This window comes from Oerskovia douganii, assembly GCF_015142735.1.
Lineage (GTDB): Bacteria > Actinomycetota > Actinomycetes > Actinomycetales > Cellulomonadaceae > Oerskovia > Oerskovia douganii.
In genome coordinates this window covers 1-18545 of the sequence record NZ_JACSPN010000030.1, presented here as the reverse complement: position 1 = coordinate 18545, position 18545 = coordinate 1, and the positions used below count along the sequence as shown (strand labels likewise).

Genomic DNA, 18545 nt, shown 5'->3' with positions numbered 1-18545 from the left:
CCATGGCCGGGCGCCTGTGAGGACGGTGTTGATGACCACGCCGCTGCACCGGGCCGCTGCGCCTTCGGCACAGGGCCTGTACGACCCTGTGGCCGAGCACGACGCGTGCGGCGTCGCCTTCGTGGCGACGCTGCGCGGCACACCCGGACGAGACATCGTTGACGCGGGGCTCACGGCCCTGCTCAACCTGGACCACCGCGGCGCCGTCGGCGCCGAGGAGAACAGCGGTGACGGGGCAGGCATCCTGACCCAGATCCCCGACGCCTTCGTGCGGGACGTCGTCGACGTCGACCTGCCGCCCGCAGGCCACTACGCCATCGGCATGGCCTTCCTGCCGCAGGACCCCGTCGCCGCGGCCGAGACGGTCCGGCAGGTCGAGGCCATCGCGGCCGAGGAGAAGCTCGTCGTCCTCGCCTGGCGAGACGTCCCCGTCACCGCGGACCTCGTCGGACCGAGCGCGCGCGCCTCGATGCCCAGCTTCCGGCAGATCGTCGTCGCGGACCTGACGCGCGAGCTGTCGGGCCTCGACCTGGACCGCCGGACCTACCGGCTGCGCAAGCGGGCTGAGCACGAGCTCGGCCTGTTCTTCGCGTCGTTGTCCTCACGCACGCTCACCTACAAGGGCATGCTGACGGTCGCGCAGCTCGAGCCGTTCTTCCCGGACCTCTCCGACCCGCGCTACGCGAGCGAGCTGGTCCTGGTGCACTCGCGCTTCTCGACCAACACGTTCCCGTCCTGGCCGCTCGCCCAGCCGTTCCGCATGATCGCGCACAACGGCGAGATCAACACGGTGCGGGGCAACCGCAACTGGATGGCCGCCCGCCAGGGCATGCTGGAGAGCGACCGGCTCGGCGACCTCGCCCCGCTGCTGCCCGTCTGCTCGGAGGGGTCGAGCGACTCCGCGAGCTTCGACGAGGTGCTCGAGCTCCTGCACCTGTCGGGACGCTCGCTGCCGCACGCGGTCCTCATGATGGTCCCCGAGGCGTGGGAGAACCACGCCGAGATGGACCCGGACCGCAAGGCCTTCTACGAGTACCACTCCACGCTCATGGAGCCGTGGGACGGACCCGCCTGCCTCAACTTCACCGACGGCACCCTCATCGGCGCCGTGCTGGACCGCAACGGGCTGCGCCCGGGCCGGTACTGGGTGACCGAGGACGGGCTCGTCGTCCTGGCGTCCGAGGCCGGGGTCCTCGACCTCGACCCCGCGACGATCGTGCGCAAGGGCCGCCTCGAGCCGGGCCGCATGTTCCTGGTTGACACCGGCCAGGGCCGCATCATCGAGGACGACGAGATCAAGGGGCAGCTCGCCGCGCAGCGTCCGTACGCGCAGTGGGTCGCCGACAACTCGGTCTACCTCGACCGCATGCCCGAGCGCGAGCACGTCGCGCACAGCCCGGCGTCGGTGCAGCGTCGTCAGCGCGCGTTCGGCTACACCGAGGAGGAGCTGCGGATCCTGCTCACCCCCATGGCGAACACGGGCGCGGAGCCCCTGGGCGCCATGGGCACGGACACGCCCATCGCGGTGCTGTCCAGCAGGCCCCGGCTGCTGTTCGACTACTTCACGCAGATGTTCGCCCAGGTGACGAACCCACCGCTCGACGCGATCCGCGAGGAGCTGGTCACCTCGATCGGCGGGGCGATCGGCCCCGAGCCGAACCTCCTGGACGACAGCCCGCTGCACGCCCGCAAGCTCATCCTGCCGTTCCCGGTGCTCGACAACGACGAGCTCGCGAAGATCCTGCGCGTGGACCGGGACCCGGCCCTCGAGGGCATCTTCCGGGCCGTGACGGTCAAGGGTCTCTATCCCGTCAGCGGCGGGGGAGAAGCCCTCCAGGCGCGGCTCGAGGAGATCTTCGCCGAGGTCGACGCGCACGTGGCCGAGGGAGCGAGCTTCATCGTGCTCTCCGACCGCGACTCCAACCAGGAGCTCGCGCCGATCCCGTCGCTGCTCCTGTCCAGCGCGGTCCACCACCACCTGCTGCGTCGGCACACGCGCACCCAGGTCTCGCTCGTCGTCGAGGCCGGCGACATCCGCGAGGTCCACCACGTGGCCCTGCTCATCGGGTACGGGGCGGCTGCGGTCAACCCGTACCTCGCGATGGAGACCGTCGAGGACCTCGCCAAGTCCGGCTTCGTGTCGGTCAGCCCCGAGCGTGCCGTCAAGAACCTCATCAAGGCGCTCGGCAAGGGCGTCCTGAAGGTCATGAGCAAGATGGGCATCTCGACCATCTCCTCCTACCGGGGCGCGCAGGTGTTCGAGGCCCTCGGGCTCTCGCACGAGCTGGTCGCCGACTACTTCGCCGGGACCACGAGCCGCCTCGGCGGCATCGGTCTCGACGTCCTCGCGGCCGAGGTCGCGGCCCGGCACGCGGAGGCCTACCCGGCCTCCGGCAACCACCAGGCGCACGTCCGCCTCACCACGGGCGGCGAGTACCAGTGGCGCCGGGACGGCGAGGAGCACCTCTTCGACCCGGAGACGGTCTTCCGCCTGCAGCACGCGACGCGCGAGCGCCGCTACGACGTGTTCCGCCAGTACACCCAGCGGGTCGACGACCAGTCGACACGTCTGATGACGCTGCGCGGCCTCCTGGAGTTCCAGGAGGGGCAGCGCCCGGCGCTGTCGGTCGACGAGGTCGAGCCCGTCAGCGAGATCGTCAAGCGGTTCAACACCGGCGCGATGTCCTACGGCTCCATCTCGGCCGAGACGCACGAGACCCTCGCGATCGCGATGAACCGGCTCGGCGGCCGGTCCAACACGGGCGAGGGCGGCGAGGAGCCGGAGCGCCTGTACGACCCGGAGCGCCGCTCGAGGGTCAAGCAGATCGCGTCGGGCCGCTTCGGCGTGACCTCGGAGTACCTGACGAACGCGGACGACATCCAGATCAAGCTCGCTCAGGGCGCCAAGCCCGGCGAGGGCGGTCAGCTGCCCGGCCACAAGGTCTACCCGTGGATCGCCCGGACGCGTCACTCGACGCCGGGCGTGGGGCTGATCTCCCCGCCGCCGCACCACGACATCTACTCGATCGAGGACCTGGCGCAGCTCATCCACGACGCCAAGAACGCGAACCCGTCGGCCCGTGTGCACGTCAAGCTCGTGAGCGAGTTCGGCGTGGGCACGGTCGCGACGGGCGTGTCCAAGGCGCACGCGGACGTCGTCCTCATCTCGGGGCACGACGGCGGGACGGGCGCGAGCCCGCTCACGTCGCTCAAGCACGCGGGCACCCCGTGGGAGCTCGGCCTGGCCGAGACCCAGCAGACGCTCGTGCTGAACAACCTGCGCGACCGCATCGTGGTCCAGGTCGACGGCCAGATGAAGACGGGCCGCGACGTCGTGATCGGCGCGCTGCTCGGCGCGGAGGAGTTCGGTTTCGCGACGGCCCCCATGGTCGTCTCGGGCTGCGTCATGATGCGCGTGTGCCACCTGGACACCTGTCCGGTCGGTGTCGCGACCCAGAACCCCGAGCTCCGTGCCCGCTTCACGGGCAAGCCGGAGTTCGTCGTGAACTTCTTCGAGTTCATCGCCGAGGAGGTGCGCGAGCACCTGGCGCGGCTCGGGTTCCGCTCCATCGAGGAGGCCGTCGGCCACGTCGAGACGCTGGACACCCGCAAGGCGGTCGAGCACTGGAAGGCGCAGGGGCTCGACCTCGGGCCCGTCCTGGAGAGGCCGCAGCCGGTCGAGGGGTCGTCGCTGCGCAACACGACGACGCAGGACCACGGCCTCGACCGGGCGCTCGACAACCAGCTCATCACGCTGGCGACCGACGCGCTCGAGGACCGTGAGCCCGTCCGCATCGCGCTGCCGATCCGCAACGTCAACCGCACCGTGGGCACCATGCTCGGCCACGAGGTGACCAAGCGGTACGGCGGCGAGGGGCTGGCCGACGACACGATCGACGTCTCCCTCACGGGGTCGGCCGGTCAGTCGATGGGGGCCTTCCTCCCGCGCGGCATCACGCTGCGGCTGTTCGGCGACGCCAACGACTACGTCGGCAAGGGGTTGTCGGGCGGACGCATCATCGTCCGGCCGGACCGTGCCGCGGTCCTCACGGGATCGAGCAACGTGGTCGCGGGCAACGTGATCGGGTACGGCGCCACGTCCGGGCAGATCTTCCTGCGCGGTCTCGTGGGCGAGCGGTTCGCGGTCCGCAACTCGGGGGCGACGCTGGTCGTGGAGGGCGTGGGCGACCACGGCCTCGAGTACATGACCGGTGGGTCCGTCGTGATCCTCGGACCGACCGGCCGCAACCTGGGTGCGGGCATGTCGGGAGGGACGGCCTACGTGCTCGACCTGCGCCCGCAGGCGATGAACACGTCGGGCGTGGCCTCGGGCGAGCTGCTGCTCGACCCGCTCGACGACGCGGACGCCGCGCTGGTCGAGGGCCTGGTCCGCACGCACCTCGAGGAGACCGGCTCGCCGATCGCGGCCGAGCTGCTCGAGGACTTCGACGCGGCTCGCGCTCGCTTCACGCGCATCCTGCCGGCCGAGTTCGCCCGCGTGCGCAAGGCGCTCGCGCAGGCCGAGCTCGACGGGCTCGATCCCGCCGCCCCGGGCGTGTGGGACCAGATCTTGGAGGTGGCCCGTGGCTGATCCCCGCGGATTCCTGAAGGTGCGGGAGCGTGAGCTCCCGCCCAACCGCCCGGTCGAGGTCCGTCTGCGGGACTGGCGCGACGTGCACGAGCACCTGGTCGAGGGGCAGCCGTTCCTCAAGGAGCAGGCGGGGCGCTGCATGGACTGCGGCATCCCGTTCTGCCACCAGGGCTGCCCGCTCGGGAACCTCATCCCCGAGTGGAACGACCTGGTGTGGCGCGACCAGTGGGCGGAGGCCAGCGAGCGGCTGCACGAGACGAACAACTTCCCGGAGTTCACGGGGCGCGTGTGCCCGGCCCCGTGCGAGTCGAGCTGCGTGCTGGGCATCAACCAGCCGGCCGTGACGATCAAGAACGTCGAGGTCTCGATCATCGACGAGGCGTTCGAGCGCGGGCTCGTCACGCCGCACGTGCCGCAGCGCCTCACGGGCTCGACCGTGGCGGTCGTCGGCTCGGGCCCTGCCGGGCTCGCGGCGGCGCAGCAGCTCACGCGGGCCGGCCACACGGTCGTCGTCTACGAGCGCGACGCCGCGATCGGCGGCCTGCTGCGGTTCGGCATCCCGGACTTCAAGCTCGAGAAGATGCACATCGACCGTCGCCTCGCGCAGATGGAGGCCGAGGGCACGCGCTTCCGCCCGGGCGTGGAGATCGGTACGGACATCACCTGGGACGAGCTGCGTCGTCGGTTCGACGCCGTCGTCCTCGCGACCGGGGCCACGATCCCGCGCGCGCTGCAGGTGCCGGGCAACGACCTGGACGGTGTCCACTTCGCCATGGAGTTCCTGCACCAGGCCAACACGGTCGTCGCGGGCGGCACGGTCGAGGACCAGATCGTCGCGACGGGCAAGGACGTCATCATCATCGGTGGCGGCGACACCGGTTCCGACTGCCTGGGCACGTCGCTGCGTCAGGGCGCGAGGAGCGTCACGACCCTCGCGATCGGCAAGCAGCCGCCGCGCGAGCGTGCCGCGAGCCAGCCCTGGCCGACCGACCCGATCCTCTTCGAGGTCTCGTCCTCGCACGAGGAGGGCGGTGAGCGGGCGTACCTGGCCTCGACCGTCGAGTTCCTCGCGGGCGAGGACGGCCGCGTGCGGGCGCTCGTCGTCGCGGAGACCGAGTACCTCCCCGACGGGCGACGGGTCCCCAAGCCCGGCACCGAGCGCGAGATCCCTGCCGATCTCGTCCTCGTGGCCATGGGCTTCACGGGACCGGAGACGGACACGCTCTCGGCCCAGTCCGACATCGGGCTGACGACGCGCGGGCTCGTGGCGCGCGGCGACGACTTCGCGGCCACCACGCCGGGTGTCTTCGTCGCGGGCGACGCGGGTCGCGGTCAGTCGCTCATCGTGTGGGCGATCGCCGAGGGACGTGCCGCGGCGGCGTCGGTCGACGCGTACCTGCAGGGCAGCAGCGAGCTGCCCGCTCCGGTGCGCGCGTCGACCGTGTCGCTGAGAGCATGACAGGACAGTGAGACGCGCCCCGGCGTCCGTCAGGACGTCGGGGTGGAGACGGGGCCCAGGCAGGGGCCCGAAGCGGTCCGGTTCCGCCGGACACGAAGGAACAACGAGGCTGGAGAAATGCGCAGAGCAAAGATCGTTTGCACCATCGGACCCGCGACCGAGTCGAAGGAGCAGCTCCGGGCGCTCGTCGACGCCGGGATGGACGTGGCGCGGATCAACCGCAGCCACGGCAGCGCCGAGGAGCACGCAGCCGTCTACCACGGCGTGCGCGAGGCAGCCGAGGCGTCGGGCCGTTCGGTCGCGGTGCTCGTCGACCTCCAGGGGCCGAAGATCCGCCTGGGCCGCTTCGGCGGCGACGAGAAGCACTGGCTCAACGAGGGTGACACGTTCACCATCACGACCGAGGACGTCGTCGGCACCAAGGAGCTCGTCTCCACGACGCACAAGGGCCTGCCGGGCGACGCTCGCGTCGGCGACCCCATCCTCATCGACGACGGCAAGGTGCTCGTCCGCGTCACCGCCGTCGAGGGCCCGCGCGTCGTGACTCGCGTCGAGGTCGCCGGCCCGGTGTCGAACAACAAGGGTCTCAACCTCCCGGGCGTCGCGGTCTCCGTGCCGGCGCTGTCCGAGAAGGACCGCGACGACCTGCGCTGGGCTCTTCGCCTGGGTGCGGACCTCATCGCGCTGTCGTTCGTGCGTTCGGCTGCGGACTTCGACGACGTCAAGGCGATCATGGACGAGGAGGGCCGCACGGTCCCCGTCATCGCGAAGATCGAGAAGCCGCAGGCTGTCGAGAACCTCGCCGAGATCGTCGACGCGTTCGACGGTGTCATGGTCGCGCGTGGTGACCTCGCGGTCGAGCTGCCGCTCGAGCAGGTCCCGCTCGTGCAGAAGCGCATCGTCGAGATGGCTCGCCGCAACGCCAAGCCGGTCATCGTCGCGACGCAGGTCCTGGAGTCCATGACGAACTCGCCGCGCCCCACGCGCGCCGAGGCGTCGGACTGCGCGAACGCCGTCCTGGACGGGGCCGACGCGGTCATGCTCTCGGGCGAGACGAGCGTGGGCGACTTCCCGATCCTCACGGTCGAGACGATGGCCCGCATCATCGAGGCGACCGAGGAGGCCGGCCGCGAGCGCATGGCGCCGCTCGGCTCGACCCCGCACACGCGTGGTGGCGCCATCACGCGCGCCGCGGCGGAGATCGGTGAGATCCTCGGCGCGAAGTACCTCGCGACGTTCACGCAGTCGGGTGACTCGGCGCGCCGCATGTCGCGTCTGCGTTCGGCGATCCCGCTGCTCGCGTTCACGCCGCGTGAGCACGTGCGCAACGTCCTGTCGCTCTCGTGGGGCACCCAGACCTACCAGGTCCCCGAGGTGCAGAACACGGACGCGATGGTCAGCCAGGTCGACACGACCCTGCAGGCCAACGGTCTCGCCGAGGTCGGCGACCTCGTGGTCGTCGTCTCGGGTGCGCCCGTGGGCCAGCCGGGTACGACGAACTCGATCCTCGTGCACCGGATCGGTGACAGCACGGACGTCTGATCCGCGCTGACTCCTCGACGACGGCCCCGGTGGTCGGTCGCGCTCCTCGCGCGGCCGGCCACCGGGGCCTCGTCGTTCCTGCCCGACGGCGGCGCCCGCCCTCCGGGGATCGGGCTGCCCCGTGTCCTGCGGTCGGCGGTCGTGAGGCACGACCCGGCACGCGTCGCCGTGCGGTGACGCCTCGGGGGCGGGTGCGCGGCTGCTCCGTGCGGGCCGTCAGGCCCCGATCGCCAGGTGCACCGCGAGGCCCAGGATCACGAGTCCGCCGACGGCCGCGGTCACGCGCTGGCCGGTGTCGTTGGTCAGCGCGCGCCCGAGCACCGCGCCGCCTCCCGCGACGACCATCTGCCAGCTCGCGGACGCGAGGAACGCCGCAGCGACGAACACGGCCCGCTCGGGCCCGGTCGCGTCGGGGCTCAGCGCCCCGCCCGCGACGAGCACCGCGAAGTAGACGACGGTCGCGGGGTTGACCAGGGTCAGCCCGAGGAGCGTCGCGTAGGCGCGCACGGGAGTGGTGTCGCTCGTCGCGGGGCGGGGTGTGGCGCCGTCGGGCAGGACGCGCTGGAGCGCGGGGCGGAACGTGCGCCAGGCGAGGAACGCGAGGACCGCGACCGACGCCCACGTGAGCGGCGTGCGGACCGTCGCGACGAGCGGGGCGACGACCGCGCCCGCGACCACGGCGATCGTGGCGTAGATGCCGTCGGCAGTCGCGGTCCCCAGGCCTGCGGCGGCGCCCACGGTGAAGCGCGTGCGCGCCGTGAGCGTCACGAGGTAGACCGCGATGGCGCCCACGGGGATCGCGATCGCGTACCCGGCGACGAGTCCCGCGACGAGTGCGGCCGTCATCGGGACGGGCGGTGTCGCCGGGTCGGGAGGGCCCGCTGTCGGCCCGCAGGTCGCACGGTCGCGGCGTACGGGTGCGGGGCGGGCGTCGTCGGCATGGATCGAGGATCACCCCTGGGAGCCGGGTCGTCAAGGGTTCAGGGAGGCCCGACGGCGCCGCCGGCCCGGGCGTACGGTGGCGGCTCCGGGTCAGCCCACGAGCAGCGCGGCGGCCCCCGCACCGACGACCGCGCCCAGCGCGAGCCCGGTGACGACCTCGGGGCGGGTGTGGTCGCGCACGCCGAGCCGGGCCAGACCCACGACCACGGCCACGGCGAGCAGCCCGGCCGCGAGCCACCACGACAGCGTCGTCGCGACGCCTGCCGCGACCGAGAACACCCCCGTGTGGACCGACGCCCGGACGACGGGGGTCACGAGCGCGAGGGCCACGACCCCCGCGAGGTACGCCGTGAGGAGCGCGGGCAGCAGGGGCGGTGCGCCCGTGAGGTGCAGGACGACGATGGCCGTGACCTCGATGACGACGAGCCCCGCGAAGACGACCATGCGCTGGGCCCGCGGGCGCACGTGCCGGGACTCGAGGACCCGCAGGCGCGCCAGACCGTGCACGAACAGGTACGGCAGCCCGCCGCACAGGAGCACGGCGAGCACCACGTGACCCAGGCCCGCGAGACCGGGGGAGGCGTACAGGGCCGTCGCGAGGACGAGCGCGGCGACCGTGTACCCGGGCGCGAGGACCTCGGTCACGACGACGGCCCACCGAGGGTGCTGGGCGGCGGGGAGCGTGCCGGCGGCCGGCGCGGGAGGGGTGGGCGGCGCGGCGGGGGCAGGGTGGGACATGGCTCTCCGGGTGCGGCGGGGGGTGTACGGGCGGGCGTCGTCGGCGCGTGTCAGGGGTGGTCGGCCGGTGCGCCCGGTCGGCCGTGGGCGTCGCCGCTGCCGTCGTGGCCGAGGACTGCCACCAGGACGTCCGCGCGCCGCGACGGGGTCTGCTCGCGGAACGCGCGACCCAGGTGGCGCAGGGACTCGTCGTCGCTGACCCATGCACCCCAGTCGGCCGGGGTCGGCGGCCGGTCGTCCATCCCGCGCCGGGTCGCGGCGAGGTCGATCTGCAGGGCGCGCAGGACGTGCTCGGGCGCCTCGCCGACGGTGCGGCGGACGCGGTCCGCGTCCTGCGGCTCGGAGTAGTGGGCGAGCGCCGCCAGGGCGTCCATGATCTCGATCGTGCGGTGGTACTCCGCGACCTCGGGCCGGACGGCGGGCAGACGGGACTCCGCGACGGTGTCGACGAGGTGGGCGTGCAGGGCGTCCAGGTCCGCTCGTCGGCTCCGGCGGGTGCGGGCCGCGGTGAGCAGGTGCCCCATGATCCCGACCGTGAGCAGCAGGCTCGCCGCGGCGATGAGGTACCGGGTGCGGATCCCGAGGAAGCGGTACGGCTCGGCGGCGCCCGGCTCCAGCATGATCACGTTGACGACGCTGCACAGCGCCCACAGGACGCCGACGAACGCCCCGGCCGCGGCCAGGTCCATGCCCCACCGCCCGCCGCGAGGCCGCTCGCCGCGGGCCCGCAGGGTCGAGACGCCGAACGTCGCCGTCGCCCAGAGGAACGCGCCGTAGTAGGCGGCCCAGTACAGGGCCATCCAGGGCTTGCCCGCGGTCTGGAAGTCGAGGTCGCGGCGCTCCCAGGGGCCGTTGAGCACGAACACCACGACGAGCACGCCCACCATGGTCAGGACGCCCGTGACGACGTGGCGGGGTCGGGGGCGTCGGCCCTGGGTGCCCTGGACCCACGCGGCGATGCACAGGCAGCCCGCGACGAGGAGCGCGTGCTTGGCGACCTCGTGGACCCCGGCCGGGGCGCTCGTCAGCATCGCGGACTCGACCGTGTCGATCCGCAGCGCCGAGGCGGCCGCGACGAGCCCGAGCCCCCAGGTGATCGCGCGGTCCCCGTCGAGGTGGGAGCGGTGCCGGACGGCGGTCCAGGCCGCGGCCCCGGCGAACAGGAGGAAGGCGATCTCGGTCACCGGTAGCGCTCCATCCCGGCGAGCCGGTGCCCGACGCCGCCCGTGGCCTCGATCGACATCATGAGCTCGCTCGCGAGGAGCTCCGCGCGGTGCTCGACGGGGTCCTCGTAGCGGTTGCGCCACTGCGGACCGGGCGCAGGTGCCGAGGGGTCGGCGCACGCGTCGAGGATGTGGACGAGCTCGTGGGCGATGATGTGGCGCCGGTGGTGCGCGGAGAGCGCGGCCTGGGGGCTCACGACGATCGTCTCGGCGTCCGGCCGGCTGAGCCACAGGCCGGACACGCCCTCGCCGAGCGGGGCGTCGACGACGTCGACGGGCCGCCCGCGCAGGCCTGCGACGATCTCGCGGGCCTCGTCGATGGTGCTCGCGCGGTCGAGGCCCGCCGAGGCGAGCCACGCGCGATGGTCCGTCACGGTTCGTCGGCCGGCTCGACGGCGGGCAGGGACTGCATGCGCCGCATCTGGTCGAGGAGCTGGGTCACGGCGCGCACGTTCTCGGCGGACAGGCCCTCGGCGCGCATCGCGAAGGCCTCGACGCCGTGGTCCGACAGGGCCAGGCGGAGGTCCTTCTTGGGGTCCTCGCCCGTGTCCAGGAGGTCCTTGGGCTCGACGCCGAAGTACGCGGCGAGGCCTTCGATGATGCGCAGCGAGGGCGAGGTGCGGTGCCCGCCGCGCAGCGCGCTCAGGTACGCCTCCTTGACGGCGTAGCCGTGCTCGGTCATCCAGGTCGCGACCTCGCGGTTGGTCGCGCCGCGTCCGGCGCGCTGCCTCTTCGCGAACAGCTCGTTCAGCCGGTGCTGGAACGCGCGGCTGAGTCGCTCTCCCGGGGGGTTCTCATGTGTCGTCACGCTTCGATTGTCCCAGGATCGTGGGCGTGCTGGCAGCAGGTGGGGACACGTGGCGGCGGGTCGTGGCTCCGTGCCCGACGGCGTCGCGCGGCCTGGTCTGCCGGGTGGGAGGAGGCACGGGGGCGGGTGGGTACCGTCTCCACGGCGTGCCGCCGTGACTCAGCCGTGACTCAGCCGTGACGTGGCGGCGGGGTGCGGCCCGGATGTGCATGTGGTGGAGTTCACATGAGAGGTCTCTCATCTGTTGGTGCATCGGCACCGCAACGGCGTTGCCCTCAGTAGAGTACGAGGTGTCGCTGCTCGTGACGGTCGAGGCCTTGGGGGTCGTGCGTCCCGTCACGGCGCGACGGCCCGGCGCCTCCGGGGGAGCAGGGGGTCCTCGGACGGCGCCGGGGCCGGTCCGGCTCCGGTGTGCGTCTACCGCGAGCCGCGGACGCCACCCGAGGCCCCCGACGCGAGCCGTGCGTGCTCCGCGGTCAGCGCCAGGTCCAGGTCGTCGAGGATGCGGCGCGCCTCCTCGACGTCCCACGACGTGCCCTGCAGCTCGAACTCGAAGAGCACAGGACGCCCCGACGTGCGCGCGATCTGCCGGCACGCCGCCTGGTAGTGCTCACCGAAGTTCCTGTTCCCCGATCCCATGACCCCCACGAGGCGGCGCCGCGCGAGCGGGCTCGAGAGGAAGCGGCGCACGGGCTCGGGGATCGTGTCGTTGTCGACGTTGCCCGTCTTGTAGGACGGGGTGAGCAGCACCCAGGGGCCCGCGGGCACCGAACGACGGACCTCGCGCTCGCTCAGGTCGAACACCTCGCGGCCGAGCCGCTGCGCGAACGAGCGCACCATGCCCGACGCCGACGAGTAGAAGTAGACCGCAGTCCGTACCGGGCTCGCCGAGGCGGACCGCAGCATCCCTTCCCCCGCACCCGGAGCCGCACCCGGACCCGCGGACGGCTCGGGTACGAGCCGTGGCCGGAAGGGGCGGGAGGGACGGACGGCGTCGGGCACGGGGGAGCGCTCCTCTGTTCGGGGGGACGCCTCCAGTCGACACCGGAGAGGTGCGGTCGCGCCAGAGCCCAAGGTCCCGAGCCTGGCGAGGGACCCGAGCGGGGCTCCTGACGACGGGCGGACCTCGGTCCGGTGCGCCCCCTCGGGGGCGGGGGCGCACCGGACGGTCAGGGGGTCGAGGCCAGGACGGCCCGGCGCGCGGCGTGGCGGGCGCCGAGGTAGCCGAACACGACGGCGGGTCCGATCGTGGAGCCGGGGCCGGGGTAGGTGCGACCGGTGACCGCGGCCGTCGAGTTCCCGGCGGCGTAGAGCCCGGGGACCGGCGTGAGGTCCTCGCGGAGGACCGCTCCGTGCTCGTCGGTGAGGAGGCCCCCCTTGGTGCCCAGGTCGCCCGGCACGATCTTCACGGCCGTGAACGGGCCCTTCTCGATCGGGCCGAGGTTGGGGTTCGGCCGGACCCCGGGGTCGCCGTAGTAGCGGTCGTAGAGCGAGTCGCCACGGTGGAAGTCCTCGTCGACGCCCGAGCGGGCGAAGCCGTTGAACCTCTCGACGGTCGCCGCGAGGTTCTCCGGCGCGATGTGCAGCAGCCGGGCGAGGTCCTCGAGCGTGTCCGCGACGACGAGCGTGCCGGCCTTCTCGAGCTTCTTGGTCCCCGACGGTGCGATCGTGAACAGGTACTTGCGGCGGGCCCGGGCGTCCAGGACGAGCCAGGACGGGATCGACGGCGTGGTGCTGTCGTGCTCGAGCATCGCGTGGCCGAAGTCGATGTAGCTCGCCGACTCGTTGGTGTACCGCCGACCCTCCTGGTCCACCAGGATGCTGTAGGGCATGCTGCGCTCGCTCAGCACGAACCCGTTCATGCCGCCCTCGACGGGGACGCCGGCTCCCCACCACGCGTCGTCCATGAGGGCCAGGGTCCCGCCGGCCGCGACGCCGGCCTCGATCCCGGTCCCGAGGTCGCCGTCGGCGGCTGCGCTCCACCCGGGGACGCCGTGGTACTTCTCGCGCCACTCGGTGCGGTGGGCGAACCCGCCCGCCGCGACGACGACCCCGCCCCGGGTGCGAACCGTCCGGGGGACCGCCGGGCCGCCGAGCACCGCCCCGACGACGGCGTCGTCCTCGACCACGAGCTCGACGAGCGGCGTGCTCAGCAGCACGGGCGTGCCCTGGTCCCGCACGACCTGCATGAGCGAGCACACGAGCGCTGCGCCGATGCCGGCGGGACGCTGCCCGCGCACCAGGCTGCCGAGGGTACGTCCGACGAACCGGGCGCCGCGGACGAACCCGCTGGCGGACGACCAGGCCCGGGCGAGGAGCCACACGTCGTCGGTCCGCAGGGGGAGCGGCATGCCGCCGTCGGTCATGCGGGAGTACTTGATCCACGAGCCGAGGCGACGGGTGTCGAAGGCGCGGGCCTCGATGCTGCGTCCCACCATCCCGCCGGGCTGCTCGGGGTAGTAGTCCGGGTAGTCGGTCGCGCGGACCCAGCGCACGCCGTGCTTCTCGAGGCTCGTGACGACCTCCGGCACGGCCTCGACGAACGCTCGCTTGCGCTCGGGAGACGTCGCGGGTCCCGCGTCCTCGACCACCGCGTCGAGGTACGTCAGAGCCTTCTCGACCGAGTCGTCCACGCCGTCGCGCGCCATGAGCGGGTTGGCGGGCATCCACAGGCCGCCCCCGCTGCGCATCGTCGTGCCGCCCCACCGGTCGGTGCCCTCGACCAGGAGGACCTTCGAGCCGGCGTCCGCGGCGGCGATCGCCGCCGAGAGCCCTGCTGCACCGGTCCCGACCACCAGGACATCGACCTCGTCGTCCCACGACCGCTCCATCGCGGCCTCCTCTCGTGCGCGAACACCACGCCTCGGCGAAACCGGAGGGTTATCCTCCGTATCGAGAATCTAGCGGGGGATACGCTGCAGCGGAAGGCCGACCGAGGGGGAAAGAGATGTCCGAGCCCGTCCTGCGCGCCGACGCCCGGCGCAACCGCGACCAGATCGTCGCGGCCGCCACGTCGTTGTTCGTCGACGTCGGCCCGGACGTCGCGCTCGAGACCGTCGCCCGCGAGGCGGGGGTCGGCATCGCGACGCTCTACCGCCGCTTCCCCGACCGTGAGGCACTCCTGCACGCCGTCCTGGGCGACGCCCTCGGAGGGCTCCTGGCCGACATGCGCTCGGCGCGGGACCGCGAGCCGACGGCGTGGGGCGCCCTCGTCGGAGCGCTCGGCTGGTCGCACCGGCTGCGCGTCGTGCTCGCGCTGACGGCGACGGTCACGCCCCAGGAGTCCGAGGGCCTGCAGCACGACGTCTGGCTCGGAGGCGTCCGCGACGAGCTCGTCGGGCTCGTCGACGCCCTCGTCACCGCGGCCCAGCACGAGGGCAGCCTGCGTGCGGACGTCGCGACCGGCGACGTGATCCTCCTCATGGCGGCCGTGAGCCGCGGGCTCCCGCAGGGGACCGACAGCGCGGCGAACGCCTACGCGCGCGCCCACGCGCTCGTCCTCGACGCGCTGCGTGCGCCCGCGGTCACACGGCTGCCGGGCGTGCCCACCCTGGTCGGCGACCTCCCGCTGTAGGGGACGGGGCGTCGTTCTCGCGGGCGAGGATCCGCCCGCAGCAGGCCGGGTCCGGCGGCCGGGACCGCACGACAGTTTGTGCGTCAGAACCGACAGGTTATGCAAACCGCTCTCCCGCCTCGACGCGAGTGCGCTGTGATGAGTTCGTTATAACCCGCCTGGAGGCGACACGCTGCCGGCGACCGACCGCCGACGTCCGACGTGGACGTGGTCGCGAGCCGGCGTCACCGCGTGCGTGCGGCCGGCGGTGGAGGTGAGCGCCTTCCCCTGCGGTCGCTCTTGGACAGTCGAAGGAGACACACGTGGACCCACGTACGCACCCGGGCGTACCCGAGGCACCGGACACGGGCAGGCGTCCCGCCGTGGCGTGCCCGCGGGTCGACGGTGGAGCCGGACGCCGACTCCCGCAGCGGGGAGGCGCACGTGCGCACGTTCTGGGCTGACCTCTCCGAGCGCCGCCCCACGGTCGCGCAGTTCGTCATGTTCTCGCTCCTGAGCACCGGCATGACCGTGCTCCAGCTCGCTCTGATGCCGCTGTTCAAGTGGGTCCTCACCATGACCCCGCTCGTGGACCAGACGTTCCGAGCCTTCGCCGTGAGCACGAACGCGGACGGATCGACGTTCTTCCTCTTCGACTACGCGGCCGGGCCGCTGCCGACGGGGGGCGGGGGACTCGCGTACTTCCTCGCCGTCCAGATCACGCTGCTCATCGCCCAGGTCATCAACTTCTTCCTCCAGCGCAACATCACGTTCAAGTCGGACACCGACGTCTGGCGGGCGGCGACCTGGTACTTCGTGGCCTACGTGCTCATCACCTTCGCCGCCGCGGCGTTGCAGGGGTTCTACAAGGCGCCGATCTACCAGTGGATGGTGGAGCGCTGGGGGAGCACCGGGGAGGTGGGAGCCGACCTCGTCACGATGATCATCAACGCGCTGATCTCGGTCCTGGTGTACTTCCCGATCCTCAAGATCATCTTCAAGCAGCCGCCAGGGACGGACGCAGACGCGGGTACGGCGGCGCCGATCGACCAGCGCGTCGCCGCCGCGACCCGATAGCCGCGATGCAGGGCCGTCTCCGACCGGTCGGCCTCGACAGAACCCCATCAGTGCACCCACGAGACGACAGCTCGCTGGGGGAACGGAAGCAGGATCATGACGGAAGAACTGACCACGCTCGAGAAGGCCGCACTCCTGAGCGGGGAGAGCGTCTGGGAGACCCGAGCGGTGCCGCGGCACGGTATCCGGTCGCTGTGGCTGTCCGACGGCCCGCACGGCATCCGTAAGCAGACGGGTTCGGCGGACCACCTCGGCCTGGGTGCCTCGCAGCCCGCGACCTGCTTCCCGACGGCGGCAACGGTCGCCAACAGCTGGGACCCCGTCCTCGCACGGTCCGTGGGTGAGGCGCTGGGCGCCGAAGCCGCGGACCAGGGGGTGGACGTGCTGCTCGGCCCCGGTCTCAACGTCAAGCGGAGCCCGCTGTGCGGGCGCAACTTCGAGTACTTCTCCGAGGACCCGCTGCTGTCCGGCCGGCTCGCGGCCGGGTACGTCCGCGGGATCCAGGACCGTGGCGTGGCCGCCTGCCCCAAGCACTTCGCGGCGAACAGCCAGGAGCTGCGCCGCATGACGAGCGACTCCGTGGTCGACGAGCGGACGCTGCGCGAGATCTACCTGACGGGCTTCGAGGTCGTCGTCCGCGAGTCCGCACCGTACTCGATCATGTCGAGCTACAACCTGCTCAACGGGACGTACGCCAACGAGAACCCCTTCCTGCTCCAGCAGGTCCTGCGCGACGAGTGGGGCTTCGACGGGGCCGTGGTGACCGACTGGGGCGGCGGCAACGACGCGGTCGAGGCCGTCCGTCGTGGCGGCACGCTCGAGATGCCGTCCCCCGGGCTCGACTCGGCGGCCCAGATCGTCGACGCCGTGCAGCGGGGCGACCTCGACGTCGCCGACCTCGACGCGCGCGTCGAGGAGATGAAGACCCTCGTGGGCCGGATCGGTGGGGCGGGCCGCGCGGTCGACCTCGACGCGCACCACGAGCTCGCCCGCACGGTCGCGGAGCAGAGCACGGTCCTGCTGCGCAACGAGGACCACCTGCTGCCCCTGGCCGCCGGCACGCGGGTCGCCGTCGTGGGCGACTTCGCGGCGACGCCGCGGTACCAGGGCGCCGGGTCCTCGCTCGTCAACCCGACCCGGCTGATCACGGCTCTCGACGCGCTCGGCACCTCGGAGCTCGAGGTCGTCGCGACGGCGCAGGGCTTCACGCGTGGCGGGGTCCCCGACCCCGCGCTGGTCGCCGAGGCCGTCGACGCGGCGCGTGCCGCCGACGTCGTCCTGCTCTACCTGGGCCTCGACGAGATCAGCGAGTCCGAGGGACAGGACCGGTCGCACCTCCGGCTGCCTCCGAGCCAGGTCGAGCTCCTGGCGCGGATCTCCTCCGTCACGAGCCGGATCGTCGTCGTCCTGAGTGCGGGATCGGTCGTCGAGGTGCCGTGGCTCGAGCAGTGCTCGGCCCTCGTGCACGGCTACCTGGGCGGCCAGGGTGGCGCCGAGGGTGTCGTCCGGGTGCTCACGGGCCAGGTGAACCCCTCGGGCCGCCTCGCGGAGACCTACCCGGTCCGGCTCGAGGACACCCCGACGTTCCGCTACTACCCCGGCGAGGGGACCGACGCCGAGTACAGGGAAGGCCCCTACGTGGGCTACCGCTACTACTCGACCGTGGGCGTGCCGGTCGCCTTCCCGTTCGGGTTCGGTCTGAGCTACACGACGTTCTCCTACGCGGACCTCGCGGTCGACGCCGACGGTGCGTCGTTCACCCTCACCAACACGGGGGACGTCGCGGGCGCCGAGGTCGCACAGCTCTACGTGGGGCGCCAGGACGCCGACGGCGTGCACCGTCCCGTGCGCGAGCTCAAGGGCTTCACCAGGGAGCACCTCGAGCCGGGCGAGTCGCGCCGGGTCCGCATCGCGTTCGACCGGTTCACGTTCCGTCACTACTCGACCGTCACGGGCACCTGGGAGACCGAGGGCGGCACGTGGACGATCGCCGTGGGCTCCGACGTCGAGACGGTCCTGCTGTCGACCGAGCACGTCATGGAGGGGACCGCGGGAGTGGACGAGGTCCGCGTCCCGGAGGAGTACCGCACGGGCCGGGTCACGGACGTGCCCGACGACGCGTTCGCCGCTCTCCTGGGCCGTCCCCTGGCGGGCGCCCGTGCCTCCGGACCGCTCGGGGTCAACAGCCCGCTGTCGGACATGAAGGACGCGCGCAACCCGTTGGCGCGGTTCGCGGCTCGCGAGCTCGCCCGCCGGATCGCCCGTGCGGAGGCCAAGGGCACCCCGGACCTCAACCTCCTCTTCCTGCGCGGGATGCCGTTCCGCGCGATCGCGAAGATGACGAACGGGGCCGTGAGCATGGACATGGTCGGCGCCATCCTCACGATCGTCAACGGTCGGTTCTTCCGCGGCGTCGGGGCCCTGGTCGCAGGGTTCTTCCGGAACCGTCGCTCCACGCGTCGGATGCGGTCCGAGCTCGCGCGCTGAGCCGCGCCCCGGCCCCACCCCCTCCAGCACCCCAGAAAGCGTGGTCATGATGTTCGGTCGGATCTCTCAGGTGTGGGCGGCGTTCGCTGAGCGTCGTCCGGGTCTGTCGCAGTTCTTGATGTTCT

At 72.5% G+C, this 18545-nt stretch carries 13 protein-coding genes; 6 read left to right on the top strand and 7 right to left on the bottom strand.

What is annotated here, in order from left to right:
• Nucleotides 1–31 precede the first annotated feature (31 nt).
• The 3 genes from gltB (at nucleotide 32) to pyk (ending at nucleotide 7592) form a co-directional block, all read left to right on the top strand.
• Nucleotides 32–4591 (top strand): glutamate synthase large subunit, encoded by a 4560-nt coding sequence (gene gltB / locus H9623_RS17100; RefSeq protein WP_193721223.1) that lies wholly within the window; start codon nucleotides 32–34, stop codon nucleotides 4589–4591.
• Nucleotides 4584–6050: a glutamate synthase subunit beta gene (locus tag H9623_RS17095; RefSeq protein WP_193721222.1), complete on the top strand. Its 1467-nt coding sequence runs from the start codon at nucleotides 4584–4586 to the stop codon at nucleotides 6048–6050. Before gltB ends, H9623_RS17095 begins: the two co-directional genes overlap by 8 nt.
• Before the next feature lie 117 nt (nucleotides 6051–6167).
• Nucleotides 6168–7592: a pyruvate kinase gene (pyk, locus tag H9623_RS17090; protein ID WP_193721221.1), complete on the top strand. Its 1425-nt coding sequence runs from the start codon at nucleotides 6168–6170 to the stop codon at nucleotides 7590–7592.
• A gap of 216 nt (nucleotides 7593–7808) precedes the next feature.
• Here pyk and H9623_RS17085 read toward each other — a convergent pair whose 3' ends face one another.
• The 7 genes from H9623_RS17085 to H9623_RS17055 all read right to left on the bottom strand — a co-directional run bounded on the left by H9623_RS17085 (nucleotide 7809) and on the right by H9623_RS17055 (nucleotide 14134).
• Entirely contained in the window at nucleotides 7809–8438 is a 630-nt protein-coding gene (locus H9623_RS17085) for a LysE family transporter (RefSeq protein WP_193721220.1), read from the bottom strand.
• Nucleotides 8439–8624: 186 nt separating this feature from the next.
• The gene (locus H9623_RS17080; protein WP_193721219.1) at nucleotides 8625–9272 is read right to left on the bottom strand and encodes a hypothetical protein; all 648 of its coding nucleotides are present in this window, start codon (nucleotides 9270–9272) and stop codon (nucleotides 8625–8627) included.
• A gap of 50 nt (nucleotides 9273–9322) precedes the next feature.
• Entirely contained in the window at nucleotides 9323–10456 is a 1134-nt protein-coding gene (locus H9623_RS17075; RefSeq protein WP_193721218.1) for a hypothetical protein, read from the bottom strand.
• Complete coding sequence (locus tag H9623_RS17070; RefSeq protein WP_193721217.1) at nucleotides 10453–10869, bottom strand: ImmA/IrrE family metallo-endopeptidase; 417 nt, start codon at nucleotides 10867–10869, stop codon at nucleotides 10453–10455. Before H9623_RS17070 ends, H9623_RS17075 begins: the two co-directional genes overlap by 4 nt.
• Nucleotides 10866–11303, bottom strand: a complete 438-nt coding sequence (locus H9623_RS17065; RefSeq protein WP_193721216.1) for an XRE family transcriptional regulator — start codon at nucleotides 11301–11303, stop codon at nucleotides 10866–10868. Before H9623_RS17065 ends, H9623_RS17070 begins: the two co-directional genes overlap by 4 nt.
• A 417-nt stretch (nucleotides 11304–11720) precedes the next feature.
• Nucleotides 11721–12209: a class Ib ribonucleoside-diphosphate reductase assembly flavoprotein NrdI gene (nrdI, locus tag H9623_RS17060; protein ID WP_193721215.1), complete on the bottom strand. Its 489-nt coding sequence runs from the start codon at nucleotides 12207–12209 to the stop codon at nucleotides 11721–11723.
• A gap of 263 nt (nucleotides 12210–12472) precedes the next feature.
• Nucleotides 12473–14134, bottom strand: a complete 1662-nt coding sequence (locus H9623_RS17055; protein ID WP_193721214.1) for an FAD-dependent oxidoreductase — start codon at nucleotides 14132–14134, stop codon at nucleotides 12473–12475.
• Nucleotides 14135–14250: 116 nt separating this feature from the next.
• Between H9623_RS17055 and H9623_RS17050 the strand changes: the two genes are divergently transcribed.
• The 3 genes from H9623_RS17050 to H9623_RS17040 all read left to right on the top strand — a co-directional run bounded on the left by H9623_RS17050 (nucleotide 14251) and on the right by H9623_RS17040 (nucleotide 18420).
• The gene (locus H9623_RS17050; protein ID WP_193721213.1) at nucleotides 14251–14877 is read left to right on the top strand and encodes a TetR/AcrR family transcriptional regulator; all 627 of its coding nucleotides are present in this window, start codon (nucleotides 14251–14253) and stop codon (nucleotides 14875–14877) included.
• Between the two features lie 423 nt (nucleotides 14878–15300).
• Nucleotides 15301–15933 carry a GtrA domain-containing protein gene (locus H9623_RS17045; RefSeq protein ID WP_193721212.1) on the top strand — a complete coding sequence of 211 codons (633 nt, stop codon included), beginning with the start codon at nucleotides 15301–15303 and terminating at the stop codon, nucleotides 15931–15933.
• A gap of 96 nt (nucleotides 15934–16029) precedes the next feature.
• The gene (locus H9623_RS17040; RefSeq protein ID WP_193721211.1) at nucleotides 16030–18420 is read left to right on the top strand and encodes a glycoside hydrolase family 3 C-terminal domain-containing protein; all 2391 of its coding nucleotides are present in this window, start codon (nucleotides 16030–16032) and stop codon (nucleotides 18418–18420) included.
• Nucleotides 18421–18545: the final 125 nt, after the last annotated feature.

What these genes read in the sequence shown, in the direction of transcription:
- H9623_RS17055 (WP_193721214.1), bottom strand. Translation starts at nt 14,134, where the DNA reads ATGGAGCGGTCGTGGGACGACGAGGTCGATGTCCTGGTGGTCGGGACC.
- H9623_RS17050 (WP_193721213.1), top strand. Translation starts at nt 14,251, where the DNA reads ATGTCCGAGCCCGTCCTGCGCGCCGACGCCCGGCGCAACCGCGACCAG.
- pyk (WP_193721221.1), top strand. Translation starts at nt 6,168, where the DNA reads ATGCGCAGAGCAAAGATCGTTTGCACCATCGGACCCGCGACCGAGTCG.
- gltB (WP_193721223.1), top strand. Translation starts at nt 32, where the DNA reads ATGACCACGCCGCTGCACCGGGCCGCTGCGCCTTCGGCACAGGGCCTG.
- H9623_RS17085 (WP_193721220.1), bottom strand. Translation starts at nt 8,438, where the DNA reads ATGACGGCCGCACTCGTCGCGGGACTCGTCGCCGGGTACGCGATCGCG.
- H9623_RS17080 (WP_193721219.1), bottom strand. Translation starts at nt 9,272, where the DNA reads ATGTCCCACCCTGCCCCCGCCGCGCCGCCCACCCCTCCCGCGCCGGCC.
- H9623_RS17040 (WP_193721211.1), top strand. Translation starts at nt 16,030, where the DNA reads ATGACGGAAGAACTGACCACGCTCGAGAAGGCCGCACTCCTGAGCGGG.
- nrdI (WP_193721215.1), bottom strand. Translation starts at nt 12,209, where the DNA reads ATGCTGCGGTCCGCCTCGGCGAGCCCGGTACGGACTGCGGTCTACTTC.